Here is an 18,291-nt window from a genome sequence, read left to right as displayed (position 1 = left end):
GCAGCAGCTGCCGGCCTGCATTACAGCAGCGTAAAACCTTAATTGTTGGCCGATGAGGCCTGGCGGGGGAATGGCCCCCTGCCCTTACCGCAGTAGTCAACGGAGTCATCATGTCTGAACGTGAACAAGCATCATCCCTGAGTCAGGACGAAAACCAGATCATGGCGGAACGCCGCCAGAAGCTGAAGAGCATCCGCGAAAAACGCGTCGCTTTCCCCAACGATTTCAAACGCAGCCACTTTGCCAAGGATCTTCAGGAAAAACACGCGGGTAAAGACAAGGAAGCTCTGGAAGCCGAGAAGATCGAGGTTGCCGTTGCCGGCCGCATGATGCTCAAGCGCGTCATGGGCAAGGCCAGCTTTGCCACCCTGCAGGATGGCAGCGGCCGCATCCAGGCTTACATCGCCAACGACGGTGTCGGTGAAGAAGCCCACGCCGAGTTCAAGCACTTTGACCTGGGCGACATCATCGCCATCCGTGGCGAGCTGTTCAAGACCAAGACCGGCGAGTTGACCGTCAAGGCCAGCGAAGTGCGCCTGCTGTCCAAGAACATCCGTCCGCTGCCGGAAAAATTCCACGGCATGACCGATCAGGAACAAAAGTACCGTCAGCGCTACGCCGACCTGATCATGAGCGAAGAAAGCCGCACCACCTTCATCAAGCGCTCGCAGATCGTGCAGAAGATCCGCGACGTGATGGTGAGTGAAGGCTATCTGGAAGTGGAAACCCCGATGATGCACCCCATCCCGGGCGGTGCCACGGCCAAACCGTTCGTGACCCACCACAACGCGCTGGACATGCCGTTGTACCTGCGCATTGCGCCGGAACTGTATCTGAAGCGTCTGGTGGTGGGTGGTCTGGAACGCGTGTTCGAGATCAACCGCAACTTCCGTAACGAGGGGATGAGCACACGCCACAACCCCGAGTTCACCATGATCGAGTTTTACGAAGCCTACAGCGACTACCAGCGCATGATGGAGATGACCGAAAACATCATCCGTCGCTGTGCCGAAACCGTGTGTGGCAGCACCACCATCAGCTACAACGGCAAGGAAGTGGAACTGGGCAAACCGTTCGACCGCTTCACCATTGTTGGTGCCATCAAGCACTACAACCCGCAGTACACCGACGAACAACTGGCCGACGCGGCCTGGGTTGCCAGCGAAATCAAGCGCCTGGGTGGCAAGCTGCCGCCGGCACCGGGCCTGGGCAGCCTGCAACTGGCCCTGTTTGAAGAATGTGCCGAAGGCCTGCTGTGGAACCCCACCTTCATCATCGACTATCCGGTGGAAGTGTCCCCGCTGGCCCGTGGTTCCGATGCTGACCCGTCCATCACCGAACGCTTCGAACTGTTCATCGTGGGCCGCGAGCACGCCAACGGTTACTCCGAGTTGAATGATCCGGAAGACCAGGCCGCACGCTTCATGTCCCAGGTGGCCCAGAAGGACGCCGGTGACGACGAAGCCATGCACTACGACGCCGACTACATCCGCGCCATGGAATACGGCCTGCCGCCGACTGGCGGTTGCGGTATCGGCATCGACCGTCTGGTGATGCTGCTGACTGACGCCCCGTCCATCCGCGACGTTATCCTGTTCCCGCAGATGCGTCCGGAATAAACCGCTGCTGGCTACAAAAAAACCGCAAGACTTTGGTCTTGCGGTTTTTTATTGCCCAGACTGCAGGGCTGGTAATACTGCACAGGGCTCACTCCCCCGGCAGCAGCGTTCCCTTGGCCAGCAAGCCGGCAAACTCTTCCGGCGGCATCGGTTTGGCCAGCAGATAGCCCTGAATCAGGTCACAACCTTCCTGTTTCAGGAAGTGCCACTGGTCTATCGTTTCCACCCCTTCAGCCACCACCTGCATGTTGAGGTTCTTGGCCATGTTGATGATGGCACGGGCAATGGCGGAGTCGTCCAGATCATTCGGGATATCACGCACGAAGGAACGGTCGATCTTCAGCTTGTCGGCCTTGAAGCGCTTGAGGTAGGACAGGCTGGAATAGCCGGTACCAAAGTCATCAATCGACAGCTGCAAACCCATGCCCTTGATGCTGTCAATGGCCTGCAAGGTACTGGTGACGTCTTCCATGATGACGCTTTCAGTCACTTCCACATCCAGCATGTCGGCGGACAGGCCATGGCTGCTGAGCGCCTTCTCCAGTACCTCAGCCAGATCCTGCTGGCGGAACTGCAAGGCGGACAGATTGATGGCCAGGGACATCTTGGGCAGGCCCTGGTCATGCCACAGCGCCAGTTGACGGCAGGCTTCACGAATCACCCAGTTACCGATCTGCACGATGAAACCACGCTCCTCGGCCACCTCGATGAAGCGTGCCGGGCCAAGAATGCCCAGTGACGGGTGATTCCAGCGGATCAGCGCCTCGGCACCGGTAATGCGGCCATCGGCCATGGCGACCTGTGGCTGGTAATGCAGGATGAACTCGTTGCGTTCCAGCGCAAAGCGCAGCTGGCTTTCAATGGCCAGAATCTCGCGCGCGCGGGCATTGAGGTCGGCAGTGTAGAACTTGTAGCTGTTGCGACCGGACGACTTGGCGTGATACATCGCCGCATCGGCATTGCGCACCAGGGTTTCAAAGTCACGGCCATCATCCGGATACACGCTGATGCCGATGGAAGGCGTGATGGTGATGGTGTGATTGTGCAGTTCGATCGAGGCGCCAAACGATTCACGGATACGCTCGGCTGCCAGTGCCGCCTCGCTGGGGTCGGAAATGGCCGGCAGCAGGATGATGAATTCGTCACCACCCTGACGCGCCACCGTCTCGCCTGCTGCCAGGGAGGACTTGATGCGGTCGGCCGCCACCTGCAACAGGATGTCCCCGGCAGAATGGCCCAGCGACTCGTTGACGGTCTTGAAGCGGTCCAGGTCCAGCAGCAGCAAGGCCATCTGCTCGTTGTCGCGGCAGGCATTATGAATGGCCAGCTCCACCCGGTCGTGCATGTGCGCACGGTTGGGCAGGCTGGTGAGCACGTCGAAGTGCGCCAGGAACTGGATGCGCTCGTCTGCTGCCTTGCGTTCGGTCAGATCACTGAAAATGGCCACATAGTGCGTGATTTCCGACAAGGGGTTACGCACAGCGTTGATGGCCAGCCATTCCGGATAGATTTCACCGTTCTTGCGGCGATTCCAGATTTCGCCCTGCCATGAGCCCTGATTATCAATGGCCTGCCACATGGTGGTGTAGAAGGCATCATCATGACGGCCGGATGACAGAATGCTGGTTTTCTGCCCCAGCACTTCCTGCTGCGTATAACCGGTGATTTCGGTAAAGGCCTTGTTGACACTGCGAATGCGTTTTTCGCTGTCGGTGATCATGATGCCTTCTACGGTGTTCTCGAACACCTTGGCCGCCAGCTGCACCCGCTCTTCCGCTGCACGTTTTTCCGAAATGTCACGCACCATGCGCCATACCGCATTGATGCGGCCAAAGGCGTCACGCATGGCAACGGTTTTCACGCTGACCGGCACATGGTTGCCAAAGCGGTTCATGTACACCGCTTCGAATTCGTCGCAATAACCGAAACGCAATACCTTGTTGTCCAGATTGAAACGCTCCAGCGCTTCGCTCTCCTGCCCCACCAGCGACCAGAAGTTCTGCTGCTTGAGCTGGTCCAGGTTGTAGCACATCAGGTTGAGGAAGGCCGGGTTGGCATCCATCACCTGCCCGTCCAGCGAACTGATGACAATGCCGTCCAGATTGGACCAGAACAGCTCGCGGTATTTGTTTTCCGAGCGACGCAGCGCATCTTCCACTTCACGGCGGCGCGAAATGTCGGCCTCCAGCGCCAATGTCTTGGCGCGCAGCTCGTCAATCAGGCGCTTGAGTTCGGAGCGGGTCCATTCCAGATGCTTGCCCAGCTTGCCGATCTCATCACGTCTTGCCCAGTAGAACGGCGACTCCAGCTTGAGCTCGGCCAGTTGGGTGGCCTGTTCGGTCAGGCTGTGCATCGGGCGCAGGAAGCGGGAATGCAAAATACTCATTATCAGCAGGATGGACAGCACCAGCTGCGCCACCAGAATCAGCAGGATGTTCTTGACCTGGTTGTGCAGGGCATTGGCCAGATGTTCGGTATCGAATTCCAGCGTCACCTGGCCGATTTCCTCGCCACGGTAAATCACCGGCTTCTGCACGAAAGACACGCCACCCACGCGGCGCTCGCTACGCAAGGCGGACAGGAACACCTGGTTGGACTGGGTATCGGTCACGCGGATGGACACCACCCGGGCATCCTCCATCACCGAGGAAATCAACGGGCTGCCGGCCTGGCGGCTCAGGTTCCACAATGGCTCCTGCATGCCCAGCGCAACAATGTCCAGCAAGCGCTTTTCGTCGGTTTCCAGTTGTGCCGTCAGGTTATCGCGCTGAATGTTGATACTCAGGTAACTGATGATGGACGCGGGAATGAGCAAGCCGAGTACCACGGCGATCAAAAATACCGCGCGCAGCGACAAACTGGAGGTGACAGGGTTTTTATCTTCTTGGGTTGCCATTGGTCTTGATAATCAAAATGCGTTAATGGCGCGGAACATCCGCCGGCAATATTCAAATATTCAATGATGCAAAAAACTAATGATGACAAAGCATGCGGGGAATGCACGCATGATAAGTCAGACCTGATTCCGTTATAAGTGATTTTTTCTGCACAACGACAGTTTCTGCAACGCAGCGAGACAGCCCATGGTCAATTTGCCATGCCCATGGCAGCAGCCTACAATCCAAGCCATTCCGAATTCTGCAGGATTGGCCTGATGTCACACATGCACTATGACACTCTTATTTCAGCACGCTGGATCATTACCGTGGAAAACGATGGCGAGGTTCTGGAAAACCATGCCATTGCCATCAAGGATGGCAGGATAGCCCAGATCCTTCCGATCGCCCAGTGTGGCAGCTTGCAAGCGGATGAAACCATCACGCTGGACAACCATGTGCTGATGCCGGGCCTGATCAACCTGCACGGCCACTCTGCCATGACATTGTTGCGCGGCATGGCCGACGACAAGGCATTGATGGACTGGCTGAACAACCACATCTGGCCGGCAGAAGGCAAACACGTGCGCGATGACTTCGTGTTCGACGGCGCCAGCCTGGCCATGGCGGAAATGATTCGCGGTGGCACCACCACCATCAACGACATGTACTTCTACCATGACGCCATGGCCCGCGCCGGCCTGGCTTCCGGCATGCGAACCTTTGTCGGCTGCTCCATCCTGGAGTTCCCCACCAACTACGGTAGCAACGCCGGCGAATACATCAGCAAGGGCATGGAAGAACGCAAGGCCTTCCTGGGCGAAGAGCTGATTACCTTCACCCTGGCGCCGCACGCACCGTATACCGTGTCCGACAACACATTCCGCCAGGTGGTGGAGCTGGCCGAGCGTGAAGACATGCTGATTCACTGCCACATCCACGAAACCGCCGACGAAGTGGCCGGGAGCGTGACAGAACACCAGCAACGTCCGCTGGCCCGTCTGGCCAAACTGGGCTTGCTCACTCCGCGACTGATTGCCGCACACATGGTGCATCTGGACAGCGCAGAAATTGAAGCCGCCGCCCGTCATGGCATTTCCATTGCCCACAACCCGGCGTCCAACATGAAGCTGGCCTCCGGCATTGCCCCGGTTCCGGCCTTGCTGGCAGCTGGCGTCAATGTTGGCATCGGCACCGATGGCGCGGCGTCCAACAACAAGCTGGACATGCTGTCCGAAACCCGACTGGCCGCCCTGCTGGCCAAGGTGGGAACGCTGGACCCGACCGCAGTGCCGGCCGCCACCGCCATCCGCATGGCCACCCTCAACGGTGCCAAGGCACTGGGCATTGCCGACAAGGTGGGTTCGGTCAAACAGGGCAAGCAGGCCGACCTGATTGCCATCGACCTGTCAGCGCTGGAAACCGCGCCGGCTTTCGACCCGGTATCGCATGTGGTGTATGCCGCCGGCCGCGAACAGGTCAGCCACGTCTGGGTCAAGGGCCGTGCCTTGCTCGCCCAGCGTCAGCTGACCACCCTGGACGAAGCAGATCTCAAGGCGCGCGGTGAAGACTGGCGCAAACGTATTCTGGCGAGGTAAGCAATGAGCAATGTAGACGATCTGGAAATCGACAAATTCAGTCAGCTGGCCCACAAATGGTGGGACAAGGACAGCGAATTCAAGCCGCTGCATGAAATCAACCCGCTGCGACTCGACTATATAGATGACTTTGCCGGCATCAAGGACCTGAAAGTCCTGGACGTGGGCTGTGGCGGCGGCATTCTGGCCGAGAGCATGGCACAGCGCGGCGCGCAGGTGACCGGCATCGACCTCGCCAGGAAGTCCTTGAAAGTGGCCCAGCTGCACAGTCTGGAATCCGGCGTCAGCGTCGAATACCGCTGTGTTGCAGTGGAGGATCTGGCCGACGAAGCGCCCGGCAGTTTTGATGTGGTGACCTGCATGGAAATGCTGGAACACGTGCCGGACCCGGAAAGCGTGGTACGCAGCTGTGCCCGCCTGGTGAAACCGGGTGGCTGGGTGTTTTTTTCCACCCTCAACCGCAATGCCAAGGCTTACCTGCTGGCGGTAGTCGGTGCTGAATACGTGCTCAACATGCTGCCGCGCGGCACGCATGAATATGCGCGTTTCCTCAAGCCGTCCGAGCTGTCGCGCATGGCGCGCAATGCCGGGCTGGAAATCAGCAACGTCAGCGGCATGAGCTACAACCCGCTCACCCGTATCTATGCGCTGGGAGATGACACCCAGGTGAATTACCTGATGGCCACCCGCCGCTCCATCGCGTAATCCGCGCTGTTACAGCAGATTAACGCACCCCTGCCCTGCTTCATGCCGGCAGGGGTTTTCTTTTGCCTGCCGCACAGCACCAGGGACAGAACATAAAAAAAGGCCTTCGCCGCAGCGAAGGCCCCAATCATCCCCCGGTCCAGGACCGGTAAACAACCCGCTAGATTACGAGAACACACATTGCCGCACACACGTGGCACTGCCTGCCCAAGTACGCGTTTGAAAGCCCCATTCCTCGTGTCAGCGATTTTCAAACAAGCGTTCGAATAATAAAACCAAAACAGAAAACTGTACAAGGGATTTCCCTGATGCCGCACCGTACACGCGACAAAATGCAACAGTCGGCATGGCACACTCCGCAGCAAGGCAACAGACCGACTGCCCGACAATTCCACATTCCAATTGCCGAATCAGCCAATATATATGAAAATAATAATATTCGATAATGGAGACACTGATGACGTTCAAGGCGAACGATTCGCTCACCGAGCAAATCGCCCAATACCTCGGTAAAAAAATCATCCAGGGTGAAATGGCACCGGGAGAACGGATTCAGGAATTGCGGATTGCCGCCGAGCTGGAAGTCAGCCGTGGCTCGGTGCGCGAAGCGCTGCTGATCCTGCAACGCCGTCACCTGGTGGAAATCTACCCGCGGCGTGGTGCCATGGTGTCCAGCATTTCCAGCACCGACGTGCGCGACTTTTTCGAACTGTGGTTCATGCTGCTGGACCGTGTGGTGTGCAATCTGGCCAGCAACTGGAAAAACGACGACCTGGCGCGTTTTTTCGAGTTGATGTCCACGCTGGACGAATGCCATCGCAAGGATGACATGCCAGCCTACTTCGATTGCGGCGTGGAATTCTTGCGCGCGCTGTACGACTTCTCCAGCAACCGCTACATGAGCGCCACCTTGCAGGACCTGCTGCCGCTCACCCAGCGCTGCCTGTATGCCATCCTGCGTGCCGGTCGTTCGCAGATGGATCGTACCCAGCAGTTCCTGGATGACCTGCTCAAGACCATCATTGCCCGCGACACCACCCGCCTGCGCATCATGGTGGCGGAATTCGGCCAGGACTACAGCAAGCTGGCCCAGCAATCGGCAGAAGCGCTGGCTGGTAGCACTTCCTGAACACTGCTCAACTTGTAAATAACAAAGGCCGCTCACCGAGCGGCCTTTTGTTTGGCATGGCTACCATTCAGCCCGGCTTGCGCTGATAGTCGACAAAGGCATACTGCAGCCCCTTGTCGCTGGTGAAACTGCTACGCGCCACTTCCTGCCAGTCAGCCGTGCTCACCTCCGGGAAACAGGCGTCGCCAGCAAAATCGGCATCAATCTCGGTCAGCCGCAGAGCATCTGCCAATGCCATCGCCTGACGATACAAATCAGCACCGCCAATCAGGCAGACTTCCGCCACACCATCAGCCATTTCCAGCGCCTGTTCCAGCGAATGCGCCACCTCCACGCCATCGGCCTGCCAGTCTGACTGGCGGGTGATGACAATATTGCGCCGCCCTGGCAAGGGGCGGCCGATGGAATCGTAGGTTTTACGGCCCATCAGCACCGGCTTGCCCAGGGTCACCGCTTTGAAGTGCTTGAGGTCTTCCGGCAAATGCCAGGGCAAGGTGTTGTTGATGCCGATCACGCCATTGCGCGCCTTGGCCGCCACCAGGGTCAGTACAGGCTTGCTCATACGGCTACCGCTCCCTTGATGTGCGGATGCGGGTCGTAACCTTCCAGCGTGAAATCATCGAAGGTGAAGGCAAACAGGTCGGTCACGGCCGGGTTAATCTTCATCTGCGGCAGCGGACGTGGTTCGCGGCTCAGTTGCAGACGGGTCTGCTCCAGGTGGTTGCTATACAGGTGGGCATCACCCAGCGTATGCACGAAATCACCGGGCTTGAGGCCGCACACCTGCGCCACCATCATGGTGAGCAAGGCATAGGAGGCGATATTGAACGGCACACCCAGGAAAATGTCAGCCGAGCGCTGATACAGCTGGCAGGACAACTTGCCATCCGCCACATAAAACTGGAACAGGCTGTGGCAAGGCGGCAGTGCCATTTCGTCCACCAGCGCCGGGTTCCAGGCCGACACGATCAGACGGCGCGAATCGGGATTGCGCTTGATCATCTCCACCACATTGCTGATCTGGTCGATATGGCGGCCATCCGGCGCCGGCCAGCTGCGCCACTGGTAGCCGTAGACCGGACCCAGGTCGCCGTTTTCATCGGCCCACTCATCCCAGATGGAAACGCCGTTTTCCTTCAGATAACGGATATTGGTGTCGCCGGACAAAAACCACAGCAATTCGTGAATGATGGAACGCAGGTGGCATTTCTTGGTGGTGACCAGCGGAAAACCCTGTTGCAGGTCGAAGCGCATCTGGTAGCCAAACACCGAGCGGGTGCCGGTGCCGGTGCGGTCGGACTTGTCATGGCCATGTTCCAGCACATGGCGCATCAGGTCGAGGTACTGTTTCATGCTGCCATCCATCAAGTTCAATCTGCGGATTGTACCTGAGCTGGCGGTGCACAGCACAGCTCTTCCCAGCGGCAAAGCCAATACCCATACGGCAAAAGGGGCTGGCCTGCCGCCCCCGGCATACGCTACCATCCGCTTTAAAATACAACGTCAGAAAACAGGGGCTCAATGGCAGAAGATTCCGATCTCGAACGGACCGAACCCGCGTCAGCCAAACGGCTGCAAACCGCGCGGGATGATGGCAATGTTCCCCGCTCGCGGGAATTGTCCACCTTCGCCGTCACCATGACCGGAGTCGCCCTGCTGATGACGCTGGGAGGCAAGCTGGGCACGGCCATCATGGTCATGATGAAGCAGCTGCTGATTTTTGATCAGCACACGGTAGCCCAGGCCGAGCCGGCCATCATCCGCTTCAAGGAAGCCATGTTCGGCATGCTGTGGCAGTTGCTGCCCATTTTTGGCGGCCTTGCCATCGTGGCGGTGGCCACGCCCATCCTGATCGGCGGCTGGAACTTCACCCTGGCACCGCTGGAACCCAAGCTGACCAAGCTGAACCCGGCCAGCGGCATCAAGCGCATCTTCTCGCTCAACTCGGCCACCGAAGGCCTGAAAGCCATCCTCAAGAGCATGCTGATCGGCGGTGTGGCCGTGTGGATCATCTGGCGCGAGCGCACCGACATCCTGGGTTTGCTGTCCATGCCGCTGGAAGCAGGCATCCTCAAGATGACCGACATGCTGATCACCACCTTTTTCATCGTCACCGCCGCCATGCTGATGCTGGTGGTGATCGACGTGCCCTTCCAGCTGTGGAACTACCACAAGCAGCTGCGCATGACCAAGGAAGAGATCAAGCAGGAATACAAGGAAATGGAAGGCTCGCCCGAGGTCAAGGGCCGCATTCGCCAGTTGCAGCGCGAAGCCGCACGCAAACGCATGATGCAGGAAATCCCCAAGGCCAACGTGATTGTGACCAACCCGACCCACTACGCGGTGGCACTGAAATACGAGGAAGGCATGCAGGCGCCGGAAATCGTGGCCATGGGCACCCTGAAGCTGGCAGAAAAGATTATCGCCACTGGCAAGGAGCACAAGGTCACGGTGATGCGTTCACCCAGCTTTGCCCGGGCACTGTATTTCCATGGCGAATTGGGACGGGAAATCCCCGCCAGGCTGTATACTGCGGCAGCGCAGATCCTGGCCTATGTCTACCAGTTGAAAGCCTACGAGTACAATGGCGGGCTGGCACCGGTTTTCCCGGACCAGCTGGATGTCCCGGCTGACCTTGACCCGGAAAGCAAACGCCAGCAAGATGCGGCCCCGAAAGCGAGACCATAATTACGGATGGATAATTTCCTCACCCTGTTGAAGCAGTTCAACGTCACCAAGCTGGCCGGCCCTATTCTCATCATCCTCATTTTGTCGATGATGGTATTGCCGTTGCCGCCGGTGCTGCTGGACATGTTCTTTACCTTCAACATTGCGGTGTCGGTGATCGTGCTGCTGGTGGGCATCAATGTCCGCAAGCCGCTGGACTTTTCCTCCTTCCCCTCGGTGCTGCTGGTCACTACCCTGCTGCGCCTGTCGCTGAACGTGGCGTCCAGCCGGGTGATCCTGCTGGAAGGCCACAGCGGCCCGGATGCTGCCGGCAAGGTGATCGAATCCTTTGCCCACTTCCTGATCGGCGACAACGTTGCCATTGGTATCGTCGTCTTTGTCATCATTACCATCATCAACTTCGTGGTGATCACCAAGGGTGCCGGGCGGATTGCCGAAGTGTCGGCCCGCTTCACCCTGGATGCCATGCCCGGCAAGCAGATGGCGATTGACGCCGACCTGAACGCCGGCCTGATCGGCGAAGACGAAGCACGCAAGCGCCGCTCCACCATTGCCGAGGAAGCCAACTTCTTCGGTTCCATGGACGGTGCTTCCAAATTCGTGCGCGGCGATGCCATGGCCGGCATCATGATCATCATCATCAATATTGTCGGCGGCCTGATCGTCGGTGTAGTGCAGCATGATCTGGACGCAGGCACCGCCGCCAAGACTTACACCCTGCTCACCATCGGTGACGGCCTGGTCGCCCAGATTCCGGCGCTGATCATCTCCACCGCCGCCGGTATCGTGGTGTCGCGCGTGGGCACCGACAAGGACATGTCGGAGCAGTTCTTCGGCCAGCTGTTTGCCAAACCGCAGGTGCTGTACATCACCGCGGCGGTCATTGGCATGATCGGCCTGATTCCCAACATGCCGCACTTCTCCTTCCTGCTGATTGCCAGCCTGCTGGGTTTTCTGGGCTGGACCATGGACAAGAAGGAAAAAGCCGCTGCCGTGCAGGCCAGCCAGCAGCAGGCACAGGCGGCTGCCCCGCCCGACCAGCCCATGGCCGAAGTCAGCTGGAACGACGTGCAGCATGTGGATGCACTGGGGCTGGAAGTAGGCTACCGCCTGATTCCGCTGGTAGACCGCACCCAGGACGGCGAATTGCTGCGCCGTATTCGCGGCATCCGCAAGAAAATCGCCCAGGAACTGGGCTTTCTGGTGCCTGCGGTACACATTCGCGACAATCTGGAAATCAAGCCCAACGCCTACCGTATCCTGCTCAAAGGCGTAGAAGTTGGTCAGGGCGAGGCTTATATCGGTCAATACCTGGCCATCAACCCGGGCCGGGTGAATGGCACCATGCCCGGTACCCCCACCACCGACCCGGCCTTCGGCCTGCCCGCGGTATGGATTGATGCCGCCCGGCGCGAGGAAGCCCAGCAAATGGGCTACACCGTGGTGGACTCCAGCACCGTGGTGGCCACGCATATTTCCAACCTGCTGCAAACCCACGCAGCAGAACTGCTGGGCCGCGAGGAAGTCCAGGCGCTGATCGACCACCAGGCCAAGGAGTCGCCCAAGTTGGTGGAAGACCTGGTGCCCAAGATTGTTCCCATCGGCATTTTGCAGAAGGTATTGCAGCAGCTGCTTACCGATGGCATTCACATCCGCGACTTCCGCACCATTCTGGAAACGCTGGCCGACCATATCAGCACCACCCAGGATGTGGACGACCTGACCTCGGCGGTGCGCACTGCGCTGGCACGGGTGATCGTGCAGCAACTGTTCCCCGGCGAAACCGAATTGCCCTTGATGACGCTGGACCCGGCGCTGGAAAACGTACTGTCGCAGGCGGTCAATTCCAAAACCGGTGGCGGGCTGGAACCCGGACTGGCGGAAAACCTGCTCTCCAGTGCAGCACAACAGGCCGAGCAGGTGGAAATTCAAGGTTACAATCCGGTATTGCTTACGCCACCGGGTTTACGTCCCTTGTTGGCACGATTCTTGAGAAGAGCACTCCCACAACTGCGTGTGATCTCGCATAATGAAGTACCTGACAATAAATCCATTCGTATAATTGCGGTAATTGGGGGAAGCAAGGGCTGATAAACAATGGTGGTAAAAAAATTCTTCGGAAAAACCACACGTGATGCACTCAGACAGGTCCGCGAGGAACTGGGTGCCGACGCCCTCATCTTGTCCAATCGCCCGACAATGGGGGGCGGCGTAGAGATCATGGCCGTGGCGGATGCAGACGTCGCCAACCTGGCCACCAATCTGTCCACCCCCGGCAGCAAGCACCCGGCCCGCAATGCGCCGGCGGTAAGCCGTCCGGTTGCGCCACCGGCACCAGCTGCCGGTGCGACCAACCGCGCCATTGCCCGTACCTATGCCATGCCGGTGGAGCCGCTGGAAAGCCCGGCCCCACCGCGCATCGACACTCCACCGCCGCGCCCGCAGCAACGTATCGAGCCTTCGCTGGCCGATACCTCGGCTGTCAATTTCAACGTCAGCCCGCAAACGCCGCCTCCGGCACGGCCCACACCGGCCAGCATCGTGCCCGAATCACTGGTGAAGATGCAGACCGTGGCTGCCGGCCCGGCCAGCAATGGCAGCGCCGTACCACCACGCAGCAAGGCGGCGCCAGCCCCGGCCGAAGAAGAGCCGGAAATGATGGCGCAGGAGCTCAAGCAGATCGGCGATGAAATCAAGTTGCTGCGCAGCCTGTTGCAAAGCCAGCTGGCCAGCTTTGCCTGGTCGGACATGGAGGGCAAGACCCCCAACCGCATCGAGCTGTTCAAGCATCTGCTGGCCATGGGCTTCTCTGCCAACCTCATCCGCCAGCTGATTGAAAAAATGCCGGCCCAGTATGAAGGTGACATCGCCATCAAATGGGCACGCTCGGCGCTGATGCACAATCTGAAATGCGCCGATGCCAATCACGACATCATGGACAAGGGTGGCGTGTATGCTCTGGTAGGCCCCACCGGCGTGGGCAAGACCACCACGGTGGCCAAGCTGGCCGCGCATGCCACCATGCGCTTCGGTGCACAGCATGTGGCGCTGATCACCACCGACAGCTACCGGATTGGCGCGCAGGACCAACTGCGTATCTACGGCAAGATTCTCGGCATTCCGGTGTTCTCCATCCAGAACGAAGGTGACCTGCAGCTGACCCTGGCCGACCTGTCCAACCGCCACCTGGTATTCATCGACACCGTCGGCATGAGCCAGCGTGATGCGCGCGTGACCGGCCAGATCGAGATGTTCCGTGGCGCAGGCCGCCAGGTGGAACGCCTGCTACTGCTGGCTGCCAATGCCGACGGCCACACGCTGGAAGACGTGGTGCGCCACTACCGTGGCAACGGCCTGGCCGGCTGCATCCTGTCCAAGATCGACGAAGCCGTGAGCATGGGGCCCAGCATGGATGTCATCATCCGCAACCGCCTCAAGCTGTTTTACATCACCAATGGCCAGCGCGTGCCGGAAGACCTGCACTCGGCCAATGCCGCCTTCCTGGTAGACCGTGCCTTGCGCGCGCCGCAGCCCGGCTCACCGTTCAGCCTGCAGGGTGATGAACTGCCCATCATGAACTCCGCACAGGCCAGCTGGTTATGAATGGTGCCATGCACGACCAGGCCGCCAGCCTGCGCCGTCTGACTGCCCAGTCCGGCCGCGCGCCCAGCTACGCCTTCATCGGTTCGGACAAGGCCGGTGCCAGCACACTGGTGACCGAGTTGTCACTGGGCCTGGCTTATGCCGGCCATCGCCCGCTGGTGGTGGACTGCAGCCTGGGTCAGGTGCAGGCGCGCCGTCTGGGCACACCCACCACCGCCACGTTGGAAAGCCAGATGGTGAGCGTGGGCGGGCTGGATGAAATGATGACCACCTCGCGCCAGGGCATCCAGTTGATCAACCTGTATGCCCGCCCGGAAGAACGCGCACTGTTTTCTGCCCAGCTATGGCTGAGACTGGGCAGCGAGTTTGCCGCCCTGGAACGCGACAGCAGCGTGCTGATGATAGACGTGCCTGTTACCGCTACCGATCCTGTCCCGGCCAGCGTGGCGGACAATCTGGTGCTGGTACTCAGCCCGGCGGCCGACTCCATGACCACCGCCTACGCCAACATCAAGCGTCTTTCCAGTGGTTTTGGCCGCCAGCGCTTCAATGTGCTGGTCAATCGCGCCCGCCATCTGGAAGAAGCGCGTGACCTGTTCAACCGCCTTGCAGCCGTCACCAGCGAATTTCTCAGCGTCTCGCTGCGCTGGGTCGGTTTTGTGCCGGCCGACAACGCCGTGCGCCGCAGCCAGGCATTGCGCCGGCCACTGATGGAAGCTTTTCCCGACAGCGAGGCCGCCGCAGCCTTTGCCCAGCTGGCGGCCGTGTTGCCACAATGGGATAGCCCGGAAACAGAGCGTCACGATACCGGTTTCATGGACATGCTGATTGCCACTTCGCGCGACTGGGCCGAAGCCGATGGAGCCAAACGACGATGACATTGCCGTCCTTGCGCCGCAAAGGCTATGCCGCGGCTGTTACCACCCCGGAAATCGACGTGCAGCAACACCTGCCGCTGGTGAAAAAACTGGCGGGCATGCTGATGGCGCGCCTGCCGGCTTCCGTTGAAATGGACGATCTGGTGCAAGTGGGCATCATCGGCCTGATTGATGCCGCGCGGCAATTCGACCCGCTGCAAGGCGTGCAGTTTGAAACCTTTGCCAGCCAGCGCATCCGTGGTGCCATGCTGGACGAACTGCGCCGCGAAGACTGGCTGCCGCGTCAGGCCCGCCGTCAGGCACGACAGATTGAAGACAGCATCAACAAACTGGAACAGCAACTGGGCCGCGCGCCGCTGGAATCGGAAATTGCCGAAGCCTTGGGTGTGGAACTGGATGATTACCAAAGCATGCTGGGCGACTGCAAAGGCCTGAGCCTGGTGCACTTTGAAGACTTTTCCGATGGCGAAGGCGAAACCCTGAACGACGCCATTGCCAACATCGAAGACAGCAATGCGCCCAATCCCTTGCAGGTGCTGGCCGACGGGGATTTCCGCCAGGCACTGGTGGATGCCATCAAGACCCTGCCGGAACGGGATCAGCTGGTGATGGCGCTGTATTACGAGCAAGAGCTGAACCTGAAGGAAATCGGTGCGGTGCTGGAGGTGTCTGAATCCCGCGTCTGCCAGCTGCACACCCAGGCGATCGCCCGTATCCGGGCCAAAATGAAGGAATGGCTGTAATGCAGACGCGGACACTTGACACCGATTCTCGCTTTCTGAAAGGAAAGCGAGGTTCCCTTTCAGGGAAAGGGTGGGGGGATTGGGAATAGATGGAAAGGCTGCGGAATCAAGCAGTTAGTCAGAAGGCCCGGCTTTGCCGGGGCCAGTACAATCGCACCAAATAACTTTGTCAGCAGCCTGAAATGGCTGTAAAGCCATCTGCTTGCACAGACAACGATAACGGAATCAAGCGTGGACAAGATCAGCATCATTGCCATTGTCATGGGCCTGACGGCCATCATCGCCGGCCAGGCACTGGAAGGGGGCAATATCGGCTCCCTGCTGCAACTGACGGCCTTCATGATCGTGATTGGCGGCACCATGAGCGCCGTCATGCTGCAAAGCACCCCGCGCCAGTTTGTCGCCGGCATCCGCATGCTCAAGTGGATTTTCCAGCCGCCGCCGCAAGACAATGAAAAACTGATCCGCGAAGTGGTGAACTGGAGCCAGACTGCCCGCCGTGGCGGCCTGCTGTCACTGGAAGGCTATGTCGCCCAGCAAAAGGATCCCTTCACCAAGAAAGCCCTGCAAATGGTAGTGGACGGAGCCGAACCGGAAGTACTGCGCGGCGTGATGGAAGTGGAAATCGGCATGTTCGAACACGCCCGCAAGCAAGCGGCAAGAGTGTGGGAATCCGCTGGCGGCTACTCGCCCACCATGGGTATTCTGGGCGCGGTGCTGGGCCTGATTCACGTGATGGAAAACCTGTCCGACCCTTCCAAACTGGGTGCCGGCATTGCCGTGGCCTTTGTCGCCACCGTGTATGGCGTAGGCTCGGCCAACCTGTTTTTCCTGCCAGTGGCCAACAAGCTCAAGCACCTGGTGGCAGCGGAAATCGCCATGAAGGAAATGGTGGTGGAAGGCCTGGTGGCCATCGCCAATGGCGAAAACCCACGCATCATCGAAAGCCGCTTGCGCGGCTTCCAGGCCATGCACGAATAAGCCAGCCCGCGTCTAGGACAACAAACGCAAGCTGCTGTTGGGATTGGGCTTTTTCAGATAGGCATCCAGCAGCTTGTAGGTATCGATGTCAAAGCACGGACTGCCCTGCAAGCTGCTCTCCCCAGCCGGGCGCGAGCCCAGATAGCACCATTGATCGAACACATGCTCAATGGCACTGCCGGTCACTTCATCGGTTTCCACTACCGCCAGCGGGCCGGGAAACTCCCACGCCTTGATCCGCAAGCGCGTCAAGGCCTGCAACAAGCGCATATTGTGTGAGGGCGCGGCTTCGCGCCCGACACAGGCTCCCCGGCAGCGCCCGCCTTTCAACGCCACACAGCCCGCGCCCTTGCGCGTGGTCACCGTTTCCACCCCCAGTACCGACTGGCACAGGGCATGACCATTGGCAATGTCAGCCAGCGCCTTGCGCGCTTCTTTCGGGCTGCGGAACAAGCCATACAAATCGGCGGTACGGCTGAAATCCAGCTGCTCGGCCATGACTATCATCGGCCGCAGGAATTCGCCTTGCGCATGATCCAGCTGGATGGAGCACACCTCGCTGGCCAGACGGCTGCGGTGGTTGTAAAACGGCTTGAGCTGCCGCATGAGCTGCTGTTCCAGCAAGGCCGCGCCCAGATCCCCTATCGTCTCCTGACAGCTGATGCGCGTTACCGTGCGGCCAATCACCGGCTGCTTGCCGTATTTGCCATCCTGCGCCAGTTGCGACACCACCTTGGCGCGCACATTGCTGGCACGTCCCACGTACAAGGCCTGGTCGGCCTCGCCCCACAGGGTATAGACCCCCGGCAGGTCGGGCAGGTCATCCACCAATGCGGCATCCACGCCGGGCGGCAGCTCGGGCTGGGCCAATACATGCTGGATGGCTTCCTTTACTGACGCCTCGCCCAGCTCGGCACAGGCTGCCTGCAGGAACAGCAACAAGGCTTCGGCATCCGCCATTGCCCGGTGCCGGTCTGGCAGTTGCAGGCCATGCCGCTGAATGATGCTGTCCAGATTGTGCTTGAAGTGTTGGGGATAAAGACGCCGCGACAACTTGACCGTGCACAGCGTGGCGCTTTGCAAGCGCAGCCCGACACGGCGGAACTCGTTGCGCAAGAAGCCATAGTCAAAACGGACGTTATGCGCCAGCAACAAACGCCCTTGCAGCATGGGCAGCAAATCGGCGGCAATGGTACTGAACGGCGCGGCAGCTTCCACCATGGCATTGCTGATGCCGGTCATGTTTTCGATGAAGGGCGGAATCGGCTGCAAGGGATTGACCAGGGTCTGATAACGCTGCTGCCGCTCGCCATCCAGCAGGATCAGGCCGATTTCGGTAATGCGGTCGCGGCCGATATGGCCACCGGTGGTTTCAAGGTCGACAATCGCCCAGGGAATATCAAACAGCATGCAATCTCGTCGGAATAATCATCAAAGCGCGGACAGCCGGTATCAGCCGGCTGCAACATGG

At 59.4% G+C, this 18,291-nt stretch carries 14 protein-coding genes; 10 read left to right on the top strand and 4 right to left on the bottom strand.

The features are described 5' to 3' along the window. The first annotated feature begins 110 nt into the window (after positions 1-110). The gene (gene lysS, locus ACE3SE_RS08535) at positions 111-1,619 is read left to right on the top strand and encodes a lysine--tRNA ligase (RefSeq protein ID WP_045845605.1); all 1,509 of its coding nucleotides are present in this window, start codon (positions 111-113) and stop codon (positions 1,617-1,619) included. An 88-nt stretch (positions 1,620-1,707) separates the two neighbouring features. Here the strand turns inward: lysS and ACE3SE_RS08530 are convergent, their stop codons facing one another. Continuing rightward, positions 1,708-4,515, bottom strand: coding sequence for a bifunctional diguanylate cyclase/phosphodiesterase (locus ACE3SE_RS08530; RefSeq protein WP_045845603.1), 2,808 nt, complete (start codon positions 4,513-4,515; stop codon positions 1,708-1,710). Between the two features lie 267 nt (positions 4,516-4,782). On the opposite strand from ACE3SE_RS08530, the gene ACE3SE_RS08525 reads away from it, so the two are divergent. The 3 genes from ACE3SE_RS08525 to ACE3SE_RS08515 all read left to right on the top strand — a co-directional run bounded on the left by ACE3SE_RS08525 (position 4,783) and on the right by ACE3SE_RS08515 (position 7,927). Then, entirely contained in the window at positions 4,783-6,093 is a 1,311-nt protein-coding gene (locus tag ACE3SE_RS08525) for a TRZ/ATZ family hydrolase (protein ID WP_370302982.1), read from the top strand. A gap of 3 nt (positions 6,094-6,096) precedes the next feature. Then, a complete protein-coding gene (gene ubiG / locus ACE3SE_RS08520; protein WP_374554632.1) occupies positions 6,097-6,798 on the top strand; it encodes a bifunctional 2-polyprenyl-6-hydroxyphenol methylase/3-demethylubiquinol 3-O-methyltransferase UbiG in 702 nt (233 codons plus the stop codon). Positions 6,799-7,255: 457 nt separating this feature from the next. Then, positions 7,256-7,927 carry a GntR family transcriptional regulator gene (locus ACE3SE_RS08515; RefSeq protein ID WP_062790694.1) on the top strand — a complete coding sequence of 224 codons (672 nt, stop codon included), beginning with the start codon at positions 7,256-7,258 and terminating at the stop codon, positions 7,925-7,927. A gap of 67 nt (positions 7,928-7,994) precedes the next feature. Here the strand turns inward: ACE3SE_RS08515 and ACE3SE_RS08510 are convergent, their stop codons facing one another. Further along, the gene (locus ACE3SE_RS08510) at positions 7,995-8,489 is read right to left on the bottom strand and encodes a dihydrofolate reductase (protein WP_374554630.1); all 495 of its coding nucleotides are present in this window, start codon (positions 8,487-8,489) and stop codon (positions 7,995-7,997) included. Further along, positions 8,486-9,280, bottom strand: coding sequence for a thymidylate synthase (locus ACE3SE_RS08505; protein ID WP_045845733.1), 795 nt, complete (start codon positions 9,278-9,280; stop codon positions 8,486-8,488). The genes ACE3SE_RS08510 and ACE3SE_RS08505 overlap by 4 nt, the downstream gene beginning before the upstream one ends. A gap of 168 nt (positions 9,281-9,448) precedes the next feature. On the opposite strand from ACE3SE_RS08505, the gene flhB reads away from it, so the two are divergent. From flhB to ACE3SE_RS08475, 6 genes are all read left to right on the top strand, one after another. Further along, a complete protein-coding gene (flhB, locus tag ACE3SE_RS08500) occupies positions 9,449-10,615 on the top strand; it encodes a flagellar biosynthesis protein FlhB (protein WP_374554628.1) in 1,167 nt (388 codons plus the stop codon). Positions 10,616-10,621: 6 nt separating this feature from the next. Beyond that, positions 10,622-12,706, top strand: a complete 2,085-nt coding sequence (flhA, locus tag ACE3SE_RS08495) for a flagellar biosynthesis protein FlhA (protein WP_045845598.1) — start codon at positions 10,622-10,624, stop codon at positions 12,704-12,706. Between the two features lie 6 nt (positions 12,707-12,712). Next, positions 12,713-14,218: a flagellar biosynthesis protein FlhF gene (flhF, locus tag ACE3SE_RS08490; RefSeq protein ID WP_374554626.1), complete on the top strand. Its 1,506-nt coding sequence runs from the start codon at positions 12,713-12,715 to the stop codon at positions 14,216-14,218. An 8-nt stretch (positions 14,219-14,226) separates the two neighbouring features. Continuing rightward, positions 14,227-15,096: a MinD/ParA family ATP-binding protein gene (locus ACE3SE_RS08485; RefSeq protein ID WP_045845732.1), complete on the top strand. Its 870-nt coding sequence runs from the start codon at positions 14,227-14,229 to the stop codon at positions 15,094-15,096. Beyond that, complete coding sequence (locus ACE3SE_RS08480; RefSeq protein WP_045845596.1) at positions 15,093-15,839, top strand: RNA polymerase sigma factor FliA; 747 nt, start codon at positions 15,093-15,095, stop codon at positions 15,837-15,839. Before ACE3SE_RS08485 ends, ACE3SE_RS08480 begins: the two co-directional genes overlap by 4 nt. A 231-nt stretch (positions 15,840-16,070) precedes the next feature. Then, positions 16,071-16,820 (top strand): flagellar motor protein, encoded by a 750-nt coding sequence (locus ACE3SE_RS08475; RefSeq protein ID WP_045845595.1) that lies wholly within the window; start codon positions 16,071-16,073, stop codon positions 16,818-16,820. 12 nt (positions 16,821-16,832) lie between these two features. On the opposite strand, the gene ACE3SE_RS08470 is transcribed toward ACE3SE_RS08475, so the two are convergent. Beyond that, positions 16,833-18,230 (bottom strand): exonuclease domain-containing protein, encoded by a 1,398-nt coding sequence (locus ACE3SE_RS08470; protein ID WP_374554624.1) that lies wholly within the window; start codon positions 18,228-18,230, stop codon positions 16,833-16,835. Positions 18,231-18,291 lie beyond the last annotated feature (61 nt).

Origin of the sequence: Aquitalea pelogenes (genome assembly GCF_041914625.1) — a bacterium.
Taxonomy (GTDB): domain Bacteria; phylum Pseudomonadota; class Gammaproteobacteria; order Burkholderiales; family Chromobacteriaceae; genus Aquitalea; species Aquitalea pelogenes.
This window is presented reverse-complemented; position numbering and strand designations above follow the sequence as displayed.